This window comes from Micromonospora sp. MH33 (assembly GCF_003013775.1).
In the GTDB taxonomy this organism is placed as follows: Bacteria; Actinomycetota; Actinomycetes; order Mycobacteriales; family Micromonosporaceae; genus Micromonospora; species Micromonospora fulviviridis.
On record NZ_MUYZ01000017.1, the window covers coordinates 31,281 to 48,326 of the forward strand.

The 17,046-nt window shown below is 69.2% G+C and carries 14 protein-coding genes; 3 read left to right on the plus strand and 11 right to left on the minus strand.

Annotated elements, in window-relative coordinates; all coding sequences use genetic code 11:
• Positions 1-99: 99 nt before the first annotated feature.
• From B0E53_RS05340 to B0E53_RS05380, 11 genes are all read right to left on the minus strand, one after another.
• Positions 100-2,925, minus strand: coding sequence for a LamG-like jellyroll fold domain-containing protein (locus tag B0E53_RS05340; RefSeq protein ID WP_246835253.1), 2,826 nt, complete (start codon positions 2,923-2,925; stop codon positions 100-102).
• A 560-nt stretch (positions 2,926-3,485) separates the two neighbouring features.
• Entirely contained in the window at positions 3,486-3,950 is a 465-nt protein-coding gene (locus B0E53_RS05345; RefSeq protein ID WP_210405932.1) for a hypothetical protein, read from the minus strand.
• Positions 3,951-3,964: 14 nt separating this feature from the next.
• A complete protein-coding gene (locus B0E53_RS36900; RefSeq protein WP_146167595.1) occupies positions 3,965-4,180 on the minus strand; it encodes a hypothetical protein in 216 nt (71 codons plus the stop codon).
• A gap of 44 nt (positions 4,181-4,224) precedes the next feature.
• Entirely contained in the window at positions 4,225-7,290 is a 3,066-nt protein-coding gene (locus tag B0E53_RS05350) for a P-loop NTPase fold protein (protein WP_107074951.1), read from the minus strand.
• Positions 7,291-7,556: 266 nt separating this feature from the next.
• Positions 7,557-7,724, minus strand: coding sequence for a hypothetical protein (locus B0E53_RS37350; protein ID WP_168215230.1), 168 nt, complete (start codon positions 7,722-7,724; stop codon positions 7,557-7,559).
• 222 nt (positions 7,725-7,946) lie between these two features.
• Positions 7,947-9,146 (minus strand): site-specific integrase, encoded by a 1,200-nt coding sequence (locus tag B0E53_RS05355; RefSeq protein WP_246835252.1) that lies wholly within the window; start codon positions 9,144-9,146, stop codon positions 7,947-7,949.
• A gap of 3 nt (positions 9,147-9,149) precedes the next feature.
• Positions 9,150-9,518 carry a helix-turn-helix domain-containing protein gene (locus B0E53_RS05360; RefSeq protein WP_107074952.1) on the minus strand — a complete coding sequence of 123 codons (369 nt, stop codon included), beginning with the start codon at positions 9,516-9,518 and terminating at the stop codon, positions 9,150-9,152.
• 103 nt (positions 9,519-9,621) lie between these two features.
• Positions 9,622-10,461 carry a DNA cytosine methyltransferase gene (locus B0E53_RS39100; RefSeq protein ID WP_107074953.1) on the minus strand — a complete coding sequence of 280 codons (840 nt, stop codon included), beginning with the start codon at positions 10,459-10,461 and terminating at the stop codon, positions 9,622-9,624.
• A gap of 47 nt (positions 10,462-10,508) precedes the next feature.
• Positions 10,509-11,501: a DNA methyltransferase gene (locus B0E53_RS05370; protein WP_107074954.1), complete on the minus strand. Its 993-nt coding sequence runs from the start codon at positions 11,499-11,501 to the stop codon at positions 10,509-10,511.
• On the minus strand, positions 11,494-12,375 hold the full coding sequence (locus B0E53_RS05375) for a hypothetical protein (RefSeq protein ID WP_107074955.1): 882 nt from the start codon (positions 12,373-12,375) through the stop codon (positions 11,494-11,496). Before B0E53_RS05375 ends, B0E53_RS05370 begins: the two co-directional genes overlap by 8 nt.
• A gap of 357 nt (positions 12,376-12,732) precedes the next feature.
• The gene (locus B0E53_RS05380; RefSeq protein ID WP_107074956.1) at positions 12,733-13,605 is read right to left on the minus strand and encodes a hypothetical protein; all 873 of its coding nucleotides are present in this window, start codon (positions 13,603-13,605) and stop codon (positions 12,733-12,735) included.
• 1,078 nt (positions 13,606-14,683) lie between these two features.
• Between B0E53_RS05380 and B0E53_RS05385 the strand changes: the two genes are divergently transcribed.
• Genes B0E53_RS05385 through B0E53_RS05395 form a run of 3 tightly spaced genes read left to right on the plus strand, consistent with a single transcriptional unit; the run spans position 14,684 to position 16,952 of the window.
• Complete coding sequence (locus tag B0E53_RS05385; protein ID WP_107074957.1) at positions 14,684-15,061, plus strand: pilin; 378 nt, start codon at positions 14,684-14,686, stop codon at positions 15,059-15,061.
• A 2-nt stretch (positions 15,062-15,063) separates the two neighbouring features.
• A complete protein-coding gene (locus B0E53_RS05390; protein WP_107074958.1) occupies positions 15,064-15,984 on the plus strand; it encodes a hypothetical protein in 921 nt (306 codons plus the stop codon).
• Positions 15,981-16,952, plus strand: a complete 972-nt coding sequence (locus tag B0E53_RS05395; protein ID WP_107074959.1) for a PrgI family protein — start codon at positions 15,981-15,983, stop codon at positions 16,950-16,952. The genes B0E53_RS05390 and B0E53_RS05395 overlap by 4 nt, the downstream gene beginning before the upstream one ends.
• Positions 16,953-17,046: the final 94 nt, after the last annotated feature.

Below are 17,046 nucleotides of genomic sequence, written 5' to 3' on the forward strand. Positions count from 1 at the left end.
ACAGGGTGGTGTGCCCGCCTGTGTTGTCGCCTCGTTCTGTGAGCGCCCACCGCGCGGCAGCGGGCTGGCAGTTGTTACGGCCCGCTACCTCAAGCCGTGTCATTGCGATGCCTGCTGGCAGATTTCGGTGTCGGACAGCACCCGCTGGTAGGCACGCGCGTCGTCGATGTCACCTCGCCAGTACGCCAGCCCGGCGCTCACGCTGAGGGCGCGACCGATCACGAACGGGCCGATGGCCGACCAGGACGCCGGGGCGGTCGCCTCGCTGACCTCGCCGGCGCAGCTGTTGGGGTCGCCCATGACGTAGACGCGCATCTTGCCGGTGACCTGGTCGTATCGGCCGGCTACGTGCACCCAGTCGTTGTTCGTCGGCTTGCCGACCGTCTGGCCGGCGCACGCGACGGCTCTGCTGCCGCCGGTGTTATCACCTGCGATGGAGAAGCACCAGCCGCCCGCACCGCCGTTGGCGTCCTGGCGGAACTGGAGCTGGAAACGCGATGCGGTGGCCCCGTCCTGCCCCAAGATGGTCTGTACCGACTGGCCGTTGAGGTCGGTGGGACGGACCCAGGCCATCACGGTGAAACTCTTCGTCGTGTCCAGCACCGGGCCGCTCGTCTTGACCTCGTCTCCCGTCGCGCCGGTGAGACGAACCGCGTTGTTCAGCTTCCCTGCCACGAAGTGGGCGCCTCCTCCGAGTGCGCCAGGGCTCTGAGCGGTGAATCCGCTACCGGTGTCGGCCGCCGTCTTCGACGGGTCAGCCTCATCGAAGGTCCACAGGGAGTAGGCGTTGGGTACCGGTGACACCCAGAACTGGTAGTCGAGGGCCCCGCTGATGTTGCCCGCGTTGTCCTTGGCCTGCACCCGCATGGTGTGCACCATGTCGGTCGCCGGCGTGTACGTGGCCGTCGTCGACGCGGTGGTCGTGGCGTTGCCGCCGTCGACACTCCACACGTATTCATTAGCGCCGGAGGCGGTGAAGGCGAACGTTCCCGGGGCGCCTACCGTGGCGCCCCAAGCCCTGGACGGGTACTCGGCCGAGACCACCGATGACAGGGTCGGTGGGGTGTTGTCGATGCTGAAGCTGTACCAAGACCCCCAGCCGCTCCACAGGCCCGCCTCGTCCTTGCTCGTCGCGTGCCAGTAATAGGTAACCCCGGCCACCAGGGACCCTGATGGCACCTTCGAGGTCGCGATACCGGTGGCGTTGCCGACCGTCGTCACGAACGCGCGAGGCATCGTGGTGCTGCTGACCGCGATCGTCCCGGTGAGGCTTGCCGACGTGCGGATCTCGAACGCCGTTTCCAGCACGCCGCCGAACCGGTCCTGCACCTGCGCCTGCAGCGTCGGGGTGAAACTCCGCAATACCGCCGGAGATGCACACTGCTTGTAACAGTCCGTGGTGGTGGTGAAGGCCAGACCTACCGGCGGGACGGGAGCAACGTCGTAGGTGGCGATGAGGTATGTCTGGTCGGTGAAAAACTTCTTCCACCGCTGCTGGTCCGTCTCGTACTGGTTATCCGGGTTGCAGGCGCACAGCCCCACCCAGTACGAACTGGTCGACTGCACCTGCGATTGAAGATCGGTGAGCAGCGACGAACCCTCGAACACCGCGTCCGCGTTCTGCTGAGTTGCTCCGCAACCGCCGGCCTGGTTGGCGTTTCCCTCCCATGAATCCAGCCAGGTGGCCGCCGAGCCCAAGGGCGCTGTCGTCCAGCTGATCCGGCCGCTGGTCGTGGACCAGGTTGGCGTCCGGTACAGGTGTACCCACGTGGGGTCGCACGAGTAAGAGTGGTCGAGCTTCATCTGGATCTCCGCCGTCAGGACGGTCGTGTCACTGATGGCTGAGGTGTTGAAGCTGAAATACGACCGGTACCGGGCACCCGTCTCGGGGTTGAGACCGACACGGGCCGTGGTCGTGTCGTTGTTCTCACCGTTGCTCGTCGCGTATGCCCACTGCGACCGCCCCCGGTTGAACGCGGGATCGATGAACAGGGGGAACGCCGAAGAAGGCGCCGAAAGCATCTGCGCATCCGGCGTCAACACCAGATCATCCCCGGACACCGCCACCCCGACCTGAGCCGACGACGCCAACTCACCCGGGCGCTGCGCGTTCGAGACCAGGTCCGTCACGTCCAGCGAGCCACCGCCGCCGTCCCCCACGCTCGTCGCGTCACTTCCAAAAGTGGTGGCCGTAGCCTTCTGAGACGTGGGCAGCGGAGCGGGCTGGATCGCATCTGGCGAGATCGAGGAGTCCCACATCACCGCCGGGGATGCCTGCACGAGCACCGTGCCGGCCGCATCCGCCAAATTCAGCCCACCGTCGGCAGTACGCGTAGGCCGCATAGTCCCGCCGAGCCCGTAGCGGATCTGCCGCACCGCCGGATTAGCTGCCGCCTCGGGCGTCAACACCTCGAGAACATGCCGGAAGCCAGACCGACCAGCGGTGACATGCAGATTCACATCCGGCAGCACGTCGTCATAGATGGCCGTGTCACCGTCGATCCGTGGCGCAGGCAGCACACCCGGCCACGTCAGCTTGAAGGTCGAATCGCCCTCGCGCCACGTCACCAGCGGGCTCGTGCCACCACCGGAGAACGTCATGTCCGCCGTCGAGGCGACCGGAGCGAACCCCCCTGCAACCGACCGCAACGCCAGGTCAATGGCTGCCCAGCTGCCGTCCGCCCGGTGCACGCGCTGCGGCACCGCCGCCGACTCCAACCGGCCCACTCCCGAGGCGTTCACGAAGACCTGCGTGGTCTCCGACCGCTCGCCGAGCACCTCGACACTCTTGCCACAATCCACCGCGAGCCGCGCCGCCGCCCGAACATCCTCAAGACCCGCCGCCGAACAATCCGCAGCGGCTGCGGCGGCAGGACCCGGCGTCGCCGTCAACGGCGCGACCGCGCCGGCACCCGCCCAGAGCATCACGGCTAGGAATGACCCAAGCCGAACTCGACGTCTACCGCGCCCGCCCGCACCAGCGTCGGAGCGAAGACATGCAGCAACCACCCAAGGCCCCCGTTGATCACATCCGATGAGTGGCCGAACTGTAGAAGCCCCGATGATCGGCTGTAAAGATCAGTTACAACTTGAGAGGACGAAACGGGCAGTACGAGAGGTGTCCGGCAACGGCATCACCTGGAGTGATGGACTCAAGACCACCGCGTGAGAGGGCACTGCCAGTTGACCGACGACGCCGGCTGCTGAGGTCTTCGGTCTTCCCGAAGAGGTCAGTCAAGCAGGAGGAGCGAGAAACACGATCCCGAACTGCGGAAAGTTCGGATCCAGCCATGAATACAGGTTTTGTTCATCGCCGTCTGTGCTCCAAGCCGCTCCCAGCGTGATCCCGCCCAGCGCTGGCAACGAGGGCCGTCGGCCTACGTACAGGATCCTCACGCGCTAGCGCGGCCCGAGCACCCCAGGGGCAGCGGGAGCCGATGAGGCCCGGTAGCTACCGGGAGCCTCGTCCGCGCGACGGCAATGCGTTACGCCTCCGGCTGGATGAAGAGCGGTCGAAAGGACGACGCCTCTTCGGGGTCCGCGTGAAGGTGCCGACGCCAACCGAGAGATGACCAGAAGCCGTCGGCGCCCTCGGAAAAGGCCACGAGTCTACGGTCTGGGTAGCGGTTGTGGAGGAGACTGACGACAGTGCGGCCAATGCCGCGACCGCGGTGATCGTTGTGCACCTCAACGAGCTGGATCTCGAGTGCGGTGGCTCCCAGCGGCGGAACGTCGGCGTAGTGGTCAATCGCGACCTCGTTATCGAGGTGAACCCGCGCGACCTCGATGTTGTTCTGTAGGACTCGCAGAAAAAGGCTCTTGGAGTCGGGATAGACGGGACTGTTGTACCACCATCGATCGTTGAACCCGAGGCCCGCCTCCTCGTACGTGAACGGGAACCAAAGCCGCTCGCCCAGTGGACGATTGAGTTCAACCATAGTGAGGTCCATAACGTGATTGTGCCTCACGGCGAGTTGCCGAACCTCCACAAGGGAACGATCTCGCTCTCTGGTGTCACGGCAGCCCGCTCGACCGCCGCTTCGGTCAGGCCCGCTTCGCGCTGATCACAGAGCGCGGCCACGCCGCCGCCCTGCGCCAGTGCCAAGATCAGGACCATCGTTGGCAGCGACACAACCACCTTCGGCGCGTGTCGTTTGCAGGCAGTCATCAGCGATGCCAAGCCAGCCCACGACCTCGACTGTCTCGCTCGTAAGAACGGCCAATTCACACTTGAAGGGCTGGGTCCCACATGTCCAGGATCGCCTGCTCATGTCGCCGGTACCCGGTCTCGCTCAGCCAGTCCCGTAGTGCGGCAGCTGCGATATCACTTGACCCTGACCGGTACTGGTAGACCTTGGAGTACTGGCTACGGACGGCAGTGCCGTGCCGCGGGTAGGTGGTGAGATCGACGACGGCGGAAAGCCCTTCAGACGTGGTCAGTGACAGGTTCAGGAGCGCGGTTTCGGGTGGAGGTGCCTGGTCGTCGAGTTGCGTCCACAGCGCTTTCGCCGTCTGCGCGCAGCCGACGAGCGCGTCGGTGAGCTCGAACAGGGCATGCAGGGTGAACGCTGCAGGGAGGGGCACAGTGCGAGACCGCGCTTCCGCAGGTTCGTGCTTTTCGTCGAGCTCGGCCAGGTGGAATCCGATACCGACGGTGAGCAGCAGCGACTGCTGGTTCGGGCTTTGCGCCGTGTGGCCGGTGATGAGCTGGGCGCCGACCCTGAGCGGCAATGCCTGACGCAGGCCAAGCGCGCCGGGCTTAGCGGCCCGGGCCCCGGACTGAGCGGTGGTGTAGTACCGGCCGTCGGGGTCGGTGATGGTCCAGGATTCGATGGCTATGCCCCAGTCGGAGTGGCGTGCCCGGATCCAATCGCTGATCGGTGAGCTTCGCATCGCAGCGGTCAGGGCTTCTTCGCGTGTCCCGGCCGGCGGGCCCCATCCGCTGTGAACGCGTGCGGGGAGTTCATCGCCCGCGGGCAACAGCACGGCGACCTGCAGCGTCAGGTCGAACGGTTCGCCTCCCTCGCTGATCAACGACGGACGGTGGTTAGTGAAGGGATGCCCTTGTTCCTCAGGCGGGGTTGGCAGGAGCAATCCCGGTTCGGTGGTGCCAGCATCGAGTGCCTCAATGAGGGTGCCTGCGGCGTATCGGCGCCGGTTCGCCCACGACACGTCGGCGAGGTCGAGAGCGCCTGGTCGAGTGCCCGCCGCGGCGCTGTCCAGGTCCGCTCGCGTCGCGGAGGCACGTTGGCGTCCAATTCGCCGCAGGAATGCCGTCGCGTCGAACCCAGCGATGCGGGTGCGGGGGCCGGTGGACGTGAACACATTCTCGACGTCGACCAGGCGGGCCGCGAGATCCGCGATTGGGAGGCCACCGTTGACGGCGGCTCTGATCCGCCGGTTGACGTCCTCGTCGCCGAAGGCCGACTCCAGCCGGGCGACGTACAGGCGCACCGGCTCGATGGGTGCGCTATCGCCAAGACGCGTGTGCTCCTGGACTCGAGCCCAAACCGTATCGTACGTGGCTTGAACCGCGTCCGCGAGCCACGACGACCCGGAAGATTGGGTGGCGAGATGCGCAATGGTGGCGTCGGCCGGCTCGGGGACCGCGAGTCGGATCGCATTCATTAGGTACGGCAGCAGAACGGGATCGCCCAGTGCGGCGGCCGGCAGCGGTTCCTTATCGGCTCGGTGCATCAGCGTCGCAAGCCAGACGGTGGCTTCCTCGTCGGGACCGAACCCGCCCGCTGCCGGATCGCGGAGGTGATCGATCTGGTCGAACACGTAGGGGATTATCGCGGCGGCCTCGCTGCCGGACAGCTCTGTGCACAGCGATGCGGCCCGACGGAGCGTTCGGGCTGCCCGTTCGCGCGCCTGGGCGTCGGTGAGGTCGGGTCGCAACGCCAATGTGAGGTCTTCGGCCGCCATGCCAGGGCGTCCGTCAGCCAACTCTCGAATGGCCCGGACGAGGCTATCGTCGCTGACCTCACCTGTGATTGATGTCAGGGCGAAGTACCGCTCGGTGTAGTCGGGGTCGCTGATCCGCCGCTGCCCGCGCCGCTGGTGCTGGGCTACCGCTGATCTCACTGGGTCGGTTGTCAGACGCGGGAAGAGCCGTCGCAGGGCTTCCGCGACCCGGCGGGTGTGCGGCGCTGGGACGTCGAGTCTGGCCAGTGCCTGCTCGTCGAATTCGGTGCGTAGGTCGGCTAGGTCGGTGCTGTCGACGAGGGCTGTGGTTTCCACTAGGGCGCTGCGGCGCATGGCCAACGCCTGGTACAGGCGGGGATAGGTGATGCGCAGGAATGTCAGGGTGATGAAGTCGACGACATCAACCTCGGCAGCACCGATCAGTGGCAGGTAGATGTCGACCTGGGTGAGCAGCCTAGCCACGCTGCGTGGCTCGGTCAGGACTCGCAGCAGCAGAGCTTCACGTTCTTCGACCAGGCGGCGTTGGGCGTCCTCGCTCACCGATGCGGACGCCCGCCTGAATGCGCCAGCGCAGCCGATGTTGAACAGCGTCTCAGCGTGCTCTAGGCGGACCGGCGGCTGCTCGAGGCGTAACGTGACGATCTTCTCCAGGAACGCGACGGCACGGGCGCCCTGCTTGTCGGCGATCGGGGTCGTAGACAGCACGTCGAGGATGGTTTCCTGGTCGTAGGCGAGGATGTAGTGCACGTACGGCAGTCGGCCCAGCACCCGCACCGCCCGGAACACCGCCAGGAGTTGCTCGGGCTGTAGCCGGTCGACATCGTCGAGAACGACTAGCGTCGGACGGGCCAGCGCGTGCAACGCTTCACGGACTTGTTCCGCCTGATCCTCGAGGGTCGCTCCCTGGTCGTTAAGCCGCCTTATGGCTTCGTTGGCCATCGAACTCGCGGCACTACCGACCACTGGCACTATCGATAGTGCCGGCGTGGCGAGGGCACCGTATCGGGAGAGCTGTCGCCGAGCCCGTGCGCCGGCCGTTGTCTTCTTGGGCACTGCGGCGCGAATCGCGCTGAGTAGCTCGGTGACGACCGCGTCGGGGCCGGACAAGGCCCACGGGTTGATCCAAGTGACGCCCCATTGGTCAGAATTGAGGCCCGCCACGATCATCCGGATCGTGCTGGTCTTACCGCTACCCCATGGCCCGACCAACCCGACCACCGTGCTGCTCGGCCGGGAACCGATCTGATTGAGTAGGGTGACCGCTCGCGTCACGAACGGGCCGCGCCCGAACAGGTCCTCGGTCTGCTCGTCGATGGGGTCGTCGACCCACCAACTGTCGTCGGGCAGGGCGGACATCGCCATTCGCAAGCCACCTCCAGAGCCGCGGCCAGCGTACAGAACCGACGCTCTCTCAACTCAACTCGCGCAAGATCACATACAGTTCTCGCCGCCAACGGTTTCACGGCATGTACCGGGAGAGCAACGTCCGCGCGCCCGCATGCCGAATCTCGTGCGGCGATGAGCGTCTCCTGGTTGACCTCAATGTAGGCGAGTCTGCTCTGATTCCGAGCGAGCACTGCGCACGATGCTCGCGGGGATCGGGCCGATTCGTGGTCAAGGACATATCGCTAGAACGCCGCGTCGCGCGACTGCCCGTGCCCGGCTACTGCGGCGACGTGCTGCGCCAGCGACGCGTCCTGGTCGATCAACTCAGTGGGGAGGAGGAGCGGCCGCCCTAGGAGCAAGTTGGCGCCCGCGGGCTGTAGGGCGAACGCCAGAGTCAGCTCGGCGTACACGCCAAGGCCTCCATCGGACTCCGGCGATGGGGAGGTTCCGTGCCGGCACCAGCGCGGCAAACAGCGGTGGAACGGCCGACGTGAAGGCACGATCTCCAGGGGCAAACGCCGCAGGGCTCATCACCGCTTAATGACCAGCTACGCCGGTTGATCTCGGGACCCGCTGCCGCTGGCCACAGCGATGGGCGGTAGCAAGGTGTCGCAGGTGGGGGTGGCCGGGTGCTAGAGAAGCGGCTGCGACCAGCCTGACCCCGCTGCTGAGTGTCTGTGGGAGTGTTGCGCGTGGTTCGCGGCGGGGCGCAGCCGGTGGACGGTCGTGTCGGGGCCGTGGCGTTGGGTGGTTTCCCATCGGCGCTGTAGCGCGTCGATCAGGTTGGTGATCATGGGTTCGGTGACGTGGCTGTAGACGCCTCTGACGCCGGCGAGGCGGTGTCCGAGCCGTCGGGCCTGAGCAATTTCGGGGATGCCGTCTTCGATGAGCCAGGTCTTGTGGGTGTGGCGCAGGTCGTGGAAGTGCATCCCGGGCAGGATCGGCGGGATCCCGCGTTTCGGGTCGCCTGCGACGGCCGGGGTCCATGCGCGGCGGTTGAAGTTGGAGCGGCGTTGGTGGTAGCCGCGGGCGCCGGGGAAGACGGTGTCGTGGGGGTGGTTGGCGAGGTGGGTGGCGAGGAGGTTGGTGAGGAAGCGGGGTAGGCGGATGTGGCGGACGGAGTCATTGGTTTTGGGTGGGCCGAGGTATAGCTTGCCTTCGACTTCGTGGAGGGCGCCGAAGTCGGGGTGGACGTAGATGCTGCCGAGGTTGAGGTCGAGGTTGTCGCGGTGGAGACCGGCGAGTTCGCCCCATCGCATGCCGGTGTAGGCGGCGGTGAGGATCATCAGTCCGTCGGTGGGACGGGCTTGGCGGGCGACGATGGCGGCGACCTGTTCGGCGGTGGCGTGGGGTCGTTCGGCGCGGATGCCTTTGGGGATGCGGATTCCTCGGCATGGGTTGAAGGGGATCCGTCGGTCTTCGACCGCCTCTTGCAGGATCATGGAGAGCACCATGATCACGTCGGTGACGGATCGGGGTGCCAGGCGTTTGCCGAGGGCAACGGCGAGGGCCTTGACGTGTTGACGGCGGATGTCGACCAGGGGCAGCGGACCGAGGGCAGGCAGGATGTGCAGCCGCAGGTGGCTGCGGTAGGCGGCCCAGGTGGCGGGCGATGCCTGGTGGGTCTGTTCCCAGATCGGTACCCAGTCGCTGAGGGGGATGCGTCCGCCGCGCGGGTCGATGAAGGTGTCGCGGGAGACTTCCACGTCGATTTCCTTGGCGCGGATGGTGGCGTCGGCGCGGTGTTCGTGGGTGGAGTCGGTGGTGACGGTGCCGTCGGGCATGCGGAGGCGGACGCGGAACTTGGTGCCGCGCTTTTCCACCCAGGCCATGGGTTACTCCGATCGGTTCGGTTGCGGTGCGGCGGTGATTGGCGCGTGACTTCGGGGCTGGGTCAAGTCGGCGGTGGACGGTGGGCGCGGCCGCCTGGCCCGTCGCCGGCCGGTGGCGGGTTCGGCGGCGGCGGCGATGATGGCGGCGAGGTCGGCGGCGGAGAATCGCAGGTGCTTGCCGAGGAAGGTGCGGGGGATCTGGCGGCGGCCGGCGCGGCGGCGCAGCCATGATTCGGGGACGCGCAGCAGCGCCGCGGCTTCCGCGGGGGTGTAGAGGTGCGGGGCTTGATCGTCGGACTGATCGCCGCCGTGGGCAGCTGGAGGTGCGGGCGGCGGTAGGCGGTGCCGGGACCGCGAATGGTTTGAAGGCATCGATGGCTCCCATGAGCGTTGGGTGAGGTGGCCACGACTGATGCCGGCTCTTCGCGGGCGGCCGCATGGGGCCGCCCGCGAAGAGTTCCGCGTGGTGTGGCTGTCAGCGGTGGCGGCAGAGCAGGAGACGCAGGGCGGTGGCCGCTTGGGCGGGGACGACGCCGTTACCGAGGACGCGTAACGCGCCGGTGCGTGGGAGATTGAGGGTGGGGTCGGTGACCCAGTGGGCGGGTAGGCCCATGAGCCATTCCACGAACGGCGGTGCGAGCACGGGCTTGCCGTGCTGGCCGGGTTGGGTGGGAGCGGGAACGGGCCGGCTGATCAGAAGCTCCCAGCGTGCGATCGCCGGTGCGTAGATCCCCCAGGTCGCCTGATCGGGTGTTCCCAGGCTGCTGGTGGTGAGCTGGGCGACGGTGGTGCGTAGGTCGGGGCCGCCGTCGCCGTGGTGTCCGGGGCCTCGCGCGTCGGAGGTCCGGGGCGTCGGTAGGGCAGGCGTTGCACAACGCAGGGCAGCGGACGGCAGGGTGAGGTCACCGTGGGAGCCCCGTTGTCCCGGGACGTCGAGTCCGCGCCTGCGCAGCGCGGCAACGTTCTCCACGAACACGTGTGGCGGTCGAAGGACGCGAAGGGCTGTGGTGATGTGGTGCCAGAGGCTGGAGTGGGGTCCGGTGATGCCGGCGCGTTTGCCGGCGTTGGAGATGTCCTGGCAGGGGAAGCCTGCGGTGAGGACGTCGACGGGTGGCACGCGCGCCCAGTCGATGGTGCGGATGTCGCCGAGGTTGGGAACGTGCGGCCAGTGGTGGGCGCAGACGGTGCGGGCGTGCCGGTCGGTTTCGGCGTACCAGAGGAGCTGGCCGCCGAGCACCAGTTCGACGGCCAAGTCGAGGCCGCCGTATCCGGTGCAGAGGGATCCGATCCGCGGCCCGGGAACGTGGTCACTCACGCCACCTCCCACGCGCCGGTGCGGACGTTGGCGCCCAGCGGGGGTCGTCAGTCATCGGCGACCTCCGCGGGTAGTTCCGGCCGGCGGAAGATCAGCACGTCCTCGTGGGTGATCAGGTGCAGCGGGGTGCCGGCGGTGCGGGCCTTGCGCACGGCTTGAAGTTGGAAGAACGACGGTCGGGCGACGAGCCGCCCGTCGCGGACCGCGGCGAGGAGCGCGACGCACCGCTCGGTCGGGATGAGGCCCGCCCGGACACCAGCGGCGATGACCGCGCTGGGCAGGTCGACGAGCTGGCCGTTCTTGCGCCACGGACGGGCGGTGACCACCACGGTGCCGCCGGGGCGCAGCAGCACCGCGCACCCGGACAGGATCTGCTCGAACCCATCAGTGAGACCGGTGAGGTCCCGGTAGGCGAGGTTCCCGCGGTCGGTGCCGTCGTTGTAGGCGTTGTCGAACTTCGCCACCCCGTCGGCGCCGGGTCGGACGAGGCCGTGCACGGTGGGCCCGTACGGCGGTGAGGTGACGACCAGGGCGACCTGCCCGGCGAGGGCGGCGGGCAGCAGCGATCGCAGGCGGGTGGCGTCGCCGCGGACCACGGAGGCCCGGCCGCCGGCACCCTGGTGCTGGGCGTGGGTGATGTTGGCATCCGCGATGTTCGACCATCGCGGCTCGTACTCCACCCCGATCGCGTCGCGGCCCACGTGGATCGCTTCGACCAGGGTGGTGCCGATCCCGCACATCGGGTCGAGGACCAGGTCGCCGGGCTGGGTGTAGGCGGCGATGGCGTGTGCGGCGATCGCGGGCAGCATCCGGGCAGGGTGTTTGACAGACTCGGGCACGTAGCGGCCGCGGCGCTGCACCGGCCCGGTCCGCTGGGCGGTCGCCCACACCGACAGGCCCTCCGGTCCGCCCGGCGCGCGGTGGCGTCCGCCGGTGTCGCGGTGGCGGCCCTCGTAGAGGCGGTGCTGGCCGTGGTGGGCGTCCTCGGCCGGGTTTGCCGGCTGGTTCGGGTCGGCGGGAAAGGGCAGGTGCTCAGCCACGGCGACCGCCTTCCGAGCGTGGGTTCCGCTGGGCGTTGGCGGACTGGTGATGGGTGAACACCAGCAGGTCCGCGTGCACCTGCAGGTGCGCCACCGCCCACGGCTTCTCGGCCTGCGTGGCGAGGGCAAGGAGTTCCTCGTCGGTGACGTGGTAGACGAAGGCATCGCCGCACGTGTCGGCGGTGACGGCGACGATGTGCTGCAGGTAGCCCAGCCCGACGGCGGCGGCCGCCTGCACGACGGGGGTGAAGTCCTGCGGGGCTGCCGCGCTGGCCGGGGCGGTGACCACGAGGATCAGGCAGCCGCCGGGGCGCAGCAGCCGCGCGGACGCGGTCAACAGCCACGCCAGTCGGATGCGGTTGGTCGCGTCGACGGTGTCGAGGGGCCAGCAGGCCACGACCAGGCTGGTCGCCTCCGCCAGGGACGCGCCGTCGGGTACAGGGACAGCCGGGTTGCTGGACGGGGGCAGGTTGGCGTCGGTGAGGTCGTCACCGAACCAGGCGCCCGTGTCCGGCAGGTCGCTGTTGTCGGACTGGGCGGCCGGGTCGGTGCGGGTCGGCGGGCCGATGATCAGGCTGGACGCGTCGGTGAACCAGCCGGGGTGGTGTCGGCGCCCGCCCGTGGTGCAGGCGCTGGTGAGGGCGTGGTCGGTGGTGAGGTCGATGACCGCGTCGCCGGGGCGGCTGTAGGCGGCCACGAGCCGGTAGGCCAGCCGGGCGCCGATCGCGCGACCGGTGTCGGCGTCGGTGCGGCCGGTGCGCCACACGGTGATCGGGACCGGCGGGTCACCGGCCACCAGGTCGATGAGGGTCGGGTCGACATGCGGGTCGACGGGGTGGGCGGGGTCGTGGTGCTGCGGCGTGTGCTCGCTCATCTGGATGTCGGCTCCGCGCCGCGCGGGTAGTGCGCTGACACCCCCAAACCGGCGGTTGTGTGCTCCGACGAACGCCCCCGGTTCTCACAGCGGCTCGCAAGCGCTCACGGTCAGGCGTTCGTTGCGCTCACATCGCAGGTCAGCGGCGGTATAGCCGTACTGGGCTGGTGAGGGGCTCGCGAGCGCCCCGTCTTTTGGCTCCAGTGGCGTGCGCCCCGCTCAGCCCGAGCTGGGCGGGGCGCACGTTCGGCTGCTGTGCGGTGGGACATGCGACGGCGCCCTCACCTGAAGAGGGTGAGGGCGCCGCCGGGTGTTGCGGGTTCGGGTCGGTCAGGCAGGGCCGTGCCGGTGGACGCCTCAGGCGGCCGCCGCGGCTTCAGACACGAGGTGTGGTCGGCTGGTGGTGGCCCGGCTGGCGCGAGTGGCTGCTCGGTGTTCGGCTTGCGCCGCGAGGGTGGCGGCGGCGTGCGGGGAGGCGATGCCGGTGAGCAGGCCCCTGTGCAGTGCGTCGGCGATGCGGGTGTCGATGCGGCCCAGACGCATGCGTAGGGCGTCGACGGTGATGCCGAGTCCGGCGGCGATCGGCTCGATCGCCCGCCGCCCGAGCCGCACGTCGATGTAGGGCTGTTCGTCGTCCGGGTCGAGGATGCCCAGGCCGACGGCGCGGCGCACGAGCACGTCGGGGTGTCCGTAGGGCACCTTGGGGGTGCGGGGGCCGGGCAGGTGGTCGACGTCGGCGATCGAAGTGTACTCGCCTGCCTGCAGGCGCAGCCGGCGCCCGGCGCGCCACGCCGCCCGGCACAGCGCCGCGTACGGGGCGTCGCGGGTCAGGTCGACGCGGTCGCGCAAGGCGGTGAGGAAGCCGGTGAGGATCTCGGCGTCGATATCGTCGGGGTCGCCGTCGTAGCCGGCGCACAACTGGCCGGCGTAGCGGCGCAGGGCGGGCATGGCCATCCCGACCGCGGCGATCACCCACCCCGGCCCGTCCAAGCGGGCACGGCGGATCAGCTCCCGCCACACGCCGTCGCGTAGCGCGTATGCATGAGGGTGACGCAGAAGCCAGTCGCGCAGCGCCGGCAGTGTCATGACACCCGACCCGGCGGCGTTGGGCACGCCGCAGGCGCCGATGTCGAGCGTCAAGGGTGCTGGCTCGCCGGTCAGCGCGGTGAAGGCGGCGTCTGCGGCTGCGAGAGGCGAGGTTGGCCAGTCGGTTGCGGCGGGCACGCTCATGTCACAACTCCCCCTGTCGAAGATGACCGCCGGTTCGGCAAGGCCGCGATGTCACGGCGGCGCGGCGGCGCGGCGGCACCGATTGGGCCACGGCCGTCACACAACCCGCTCACAGCGCAGGCCACGGCCCTGCGGGGCGGCGCCGGCACTTCTGACACCGCCACAGGCAGGCAACCCGCGACATCGAGCCATGTCGTCGGCGTTGGGATTTGTCAGTGCCGTTGAGCTGGGCTGTGACACAAGCCAGGCGCTGATGCCACCGGCCGCCGACGGCAGAGCCATCGACAACCGGATGGATCGCGACGGGGTTGCCGCCGGCCGGAGGTGACACTCACCGCCGCCCACGGCCGCTCACAACGACTCACATCCCGGCACCTGTGACATCGGGCGACCACGACGATGTCACCGGTGCCGCGTCTGGCGCGACGCGGCGTCGACGTCAGTGCCACCAGGACGTCACAAGGCCGGTCTGACACCGAGACCTGAGGTCATGTCAGCGGCAGGATGGCTAAGCATCGGTGACATCGGCGGCGATGGTCACAGGAGGTGTCGTCCGCGCCGTGTCATCGGCGCCTATCGCTAACTTGGGCGGCCTTCAGTGGTGCGTCGTGTCTGACAGCCGCGCCTGACATCGCCACGACTCGACCAGGTGTCGCGCGTCGGTCGCCCTGGCCGACATCCGCCATCACATCGAGGCGGAGCCCAATCGGCGCGAGATGGAGTTGCTGTGTGCCGCTGTGAGTGGCGGTGATAACCGGGGGCGTTCGCCAGAGCACACAACCGGCGGTTTGGGGGTACGGGACTTCTCGTCGCCCACGGCGTGGCGAGGATCCCGCCCGCCGCCGGGTCTGCACCTAGTCGGGCCGCCCGCCGTGCCGGCCGCCTCGGGTGCCGCGCAGTGCTTGGTGCGCTGACACCTCATCGAACACCCGCTACCCGACAAGGGAGGAAGGGCTCCTCCCGGGGACGGTCTGGTTCGTGCGCGTGCCGTCTGCGGGCCCGGCGGCGGTCTCCCGTGTCCATCCGCTAGCACCCCGCCGCGTCCCCGGACGGCGGCGGGGCCGGAGGTGAAAGAGTCATGTCCTGCATTTCGGCACGTCTTCGTGCTCTCACCAACGCCCACTTCCTCCGCCGCCTCGTCACGGTGGCCGTCACTGTCGTCCTGGTCGTGGCGGCGCCGGCCGCCGCGCACGCCGATCCTGGTGCGCCGGCGATCGTGGCGGTGAACTCGCTGCCGGTTGTCATCGCCAATCTGCGGGCCTGGCTGATCGGCATCCTCGCCGCGCTGGCCACCTTGTTCCTCGTCCTGGCTGGCGTCTACTGGGCCACCGCCGGGGGTGACCCGACGCAGGTCGAGCGGGCCAAGGGCGCACTGAAAAACGCCCTCGTCGGCTACGGCCTGGCCGTCCTCGCCCCTGTCCTGCTGCAGGTCGTCCAGGGCATCGTCGGGGGCTGACCATGAGCTGGCTACTCGACCAGATCCTGGACTGGCTGGCGGCGGCGATCCTCGCGAGCCTGGACGCGCTGTTCGGGGTGATCAGCAGCGCGCTGCTGATCACCCCGAAGGTCACCGCCCTGCCGCAGGTGCAGGCCCTGACGGGCCGTTCGGTGCTCGTCGTCGACACCGTCTTCGTCCTCGCCTTCGTGGCCGCCGGGGTGCTCACCATGACCGCCGGCGGCAGTGAAACCACCCGCTACACCGCCAAGGACCTCGTTCCGAGGCTGGTCGTCGGGTTCGTCGCCGCGCACTTCTCGCAGCTGTGGTGCGGCATGCTCATCGACCTGGCCAACGCCCTGACCGGCGCGCTCACCACACCCGAGGGCGACAGCGACGGCGCGCTGCGCGCCATCAAGTCGCACATCCTCGCCGGGCAGGACGCCACGGCGGTGCTGCTGTTCGTGATCTGCGTGGCGATCATCGCCGTCCTGCTCGCGGGCACGGCGTTCAGCGTGATCGTCCGCTTCGCCGTCGTCATCGTCCTGACCGCGTTCGCGCCGCTGGCCCTCGCCTGCCACGCCGTGCCGCAGACCGAGCCGGTAGCCCGCATGTGGTGGCGGTCCTACACCGGCATCCTCGCCGTGCCCGTGGTGCAGGGCTTCACTCTCTACGCCGGCCAGTGGATGCTCACCGACCCCGAGCACCTGCTGCCCGTGCTGGGGCTGCCGGTGGATCCGGGCGGCGCGATCAACCTGTTCGTGGTCATGGTCATGCTCTGGACGACGCTGCGCGTGCCGTCCCTGATGCGCCGCTACGTGGTCACGGGCAACAGCGGCCGCGGCGTGAACATGCTCGGCGCCGCCGTGCGGGTCATCGTCGTGCAGCAGGCCACCCGCGCCGTTCCCGGCCTCGGCCGCGGAGTGAAGGCGGTCGGCCGATGAGCCGCCACGACGACCACGCCGACCCAGGCAGGGTGCGGATGCCCGCTGACGTCGAGGCTGCTGACAAAGTGCTCTACGGGCTGACGTTCCGGCAGCTGGCGATCCTCGCCGTCGCCGCCCTGGCCTTCTACGGCGTCGGGCGGGCCCTGCATCAGGTCGTGCCCGCGCCGGTGCTCGTCGGCGCCGCCGTTGTCGGCGGCGGCCTGGTTTTCGGTGTCGCGGTCGGCCGGCGCGACGGCCTGCCGCTGGACGGGTGGCTGCTCGCCGCCGTCCGTCACGCGCGGGCTCCGCGGGCGCTGTCGACAACTGACACGACGTCGAAGACGCCGGACTGGGTGCAGGCGCCGACGACGAGGGTGATGCTGCCGGCGCCGCTGAAGCTGCCCGCCGACGCCATCGACGATGGAGGGGAGATCCGACTCGGCGCCGCGCGAGCGGCGATGGTCGCCACGACGAACGTCAACCTTGCGCTGCGCACCGGCGATGAGCAGGCGGCCCTGGTCGACACCTTCGGTCGCTGGCTGAACTCCCTGTCGACCCCGACGCAGATCGTGGTGTCGGCGCAGCCGGTGGACCTGCACTCGGCCGCCCGCAGCCTCGCCCACGCGGCCATGCGGCTGCCGCACCCGGCGCTGACCGACGCGGCCAGAGGCCACGCCCGCTTCCTCGACGACCTCGCGGCGCGCAAGGATCCGCTGCGCCGGCAGGTCCTCATCGTCACCGGCACGAGCGCCGGTGAGCGTGGCGAGCACACGGCTCGACGGCGCGCTGACGACACGGTCCGCGCCCTGGCCGGTCTCGGCGTCACCACCCGCGCCCTCGACGGGCCGGCGGTCACCGCGGCGCTCGCCGCGGCCGCTGACCCCTACCGGCCGCCTCGTCCCGGCGGTCTCGCGGCCCCCGACACCGTCATCACCTCACCCACACCCCATCAGCGTCACCGGAACGGAAGGAGCCGACCGACATGAAGCTGCGCCACGGATCACAGCCTGCCGAGGGTGGCTGTCCGCCGGACGGGCTGGCGGCTGCCGTCGCCCCGGCCGCGGTCGAGGTCACCCCGCG

Coding starts and splice junctions, on each gene's coding strand:
- B0E53_RS05340 (WP_246835253.1), bottom strand. CDS start 2,925: ATGCTCTGGGCGGGTGCCGGCGCGGTCGCGCCGTTGACGGCGACGCCG.
- B0E53_RS05345 (WP_210405932.1), bottom strand. CDS start 3,950: ATGGACCTCACTATGGTTGAACTCAATCGTCCACTGGGCGAGCGGCTT.
- B0E53_RS05350 (WP_107074951.1), bottom strand. CDS start 7,290: ATGGCGATGTCCGCCCTGCCCGACGACAGTTGGTGGGTCGACGACCCC.
- B0E53_RS05355 (WP_246835252.1), bottom strand. CDS start 9,146: ATGGCCTGGGTGGAAAAGCGCGGCACCAAGTTCCGCGTCCGCCTCCGC.
- B0E53_RS05360 (WP_107074952.1), bottom strand. CDS start 9,518: ATGCCTTCAAACCATTCGCGGTCCCGGCACCGCCTACCGCCGCCCGCA.
- B0E53_RS05375 (WP_107074955.1), bottom strand. CDS start 12,375: ATGAGCGAGCACACGCCGCAGCACCACGACCCCGCCCACCCCGTCGAC.
- B0E53_RS05380 (WP_107074956.1), bottom strand. CDS start 13,605: ATGAGCGTGCCCGCCGCAACCGACTGGCCAACCTCGCCTCTCGCAGCC.
- B0E53_RS05385 (WP_107074957.1), top strand. CDS start 14,684: ATGTCCTGCATTTCGGCACGTCTTCGTGCTCTCACCAACGCCCACTTC.
- B0E53_RS05390 (WP_107074958.1), top strand. CDS start 15,064: ATGAGCTGGCTACTCGACCAGATCCTGGACTGGCTGGCGGCGGCGATC.
- B0E53_RS05395 (WP_107074959.1), top strand. CDS start 15,981: ATGAGCCGCCACGACGACCACGCCGACCCAGGCAGGGTGCGGATGCCC.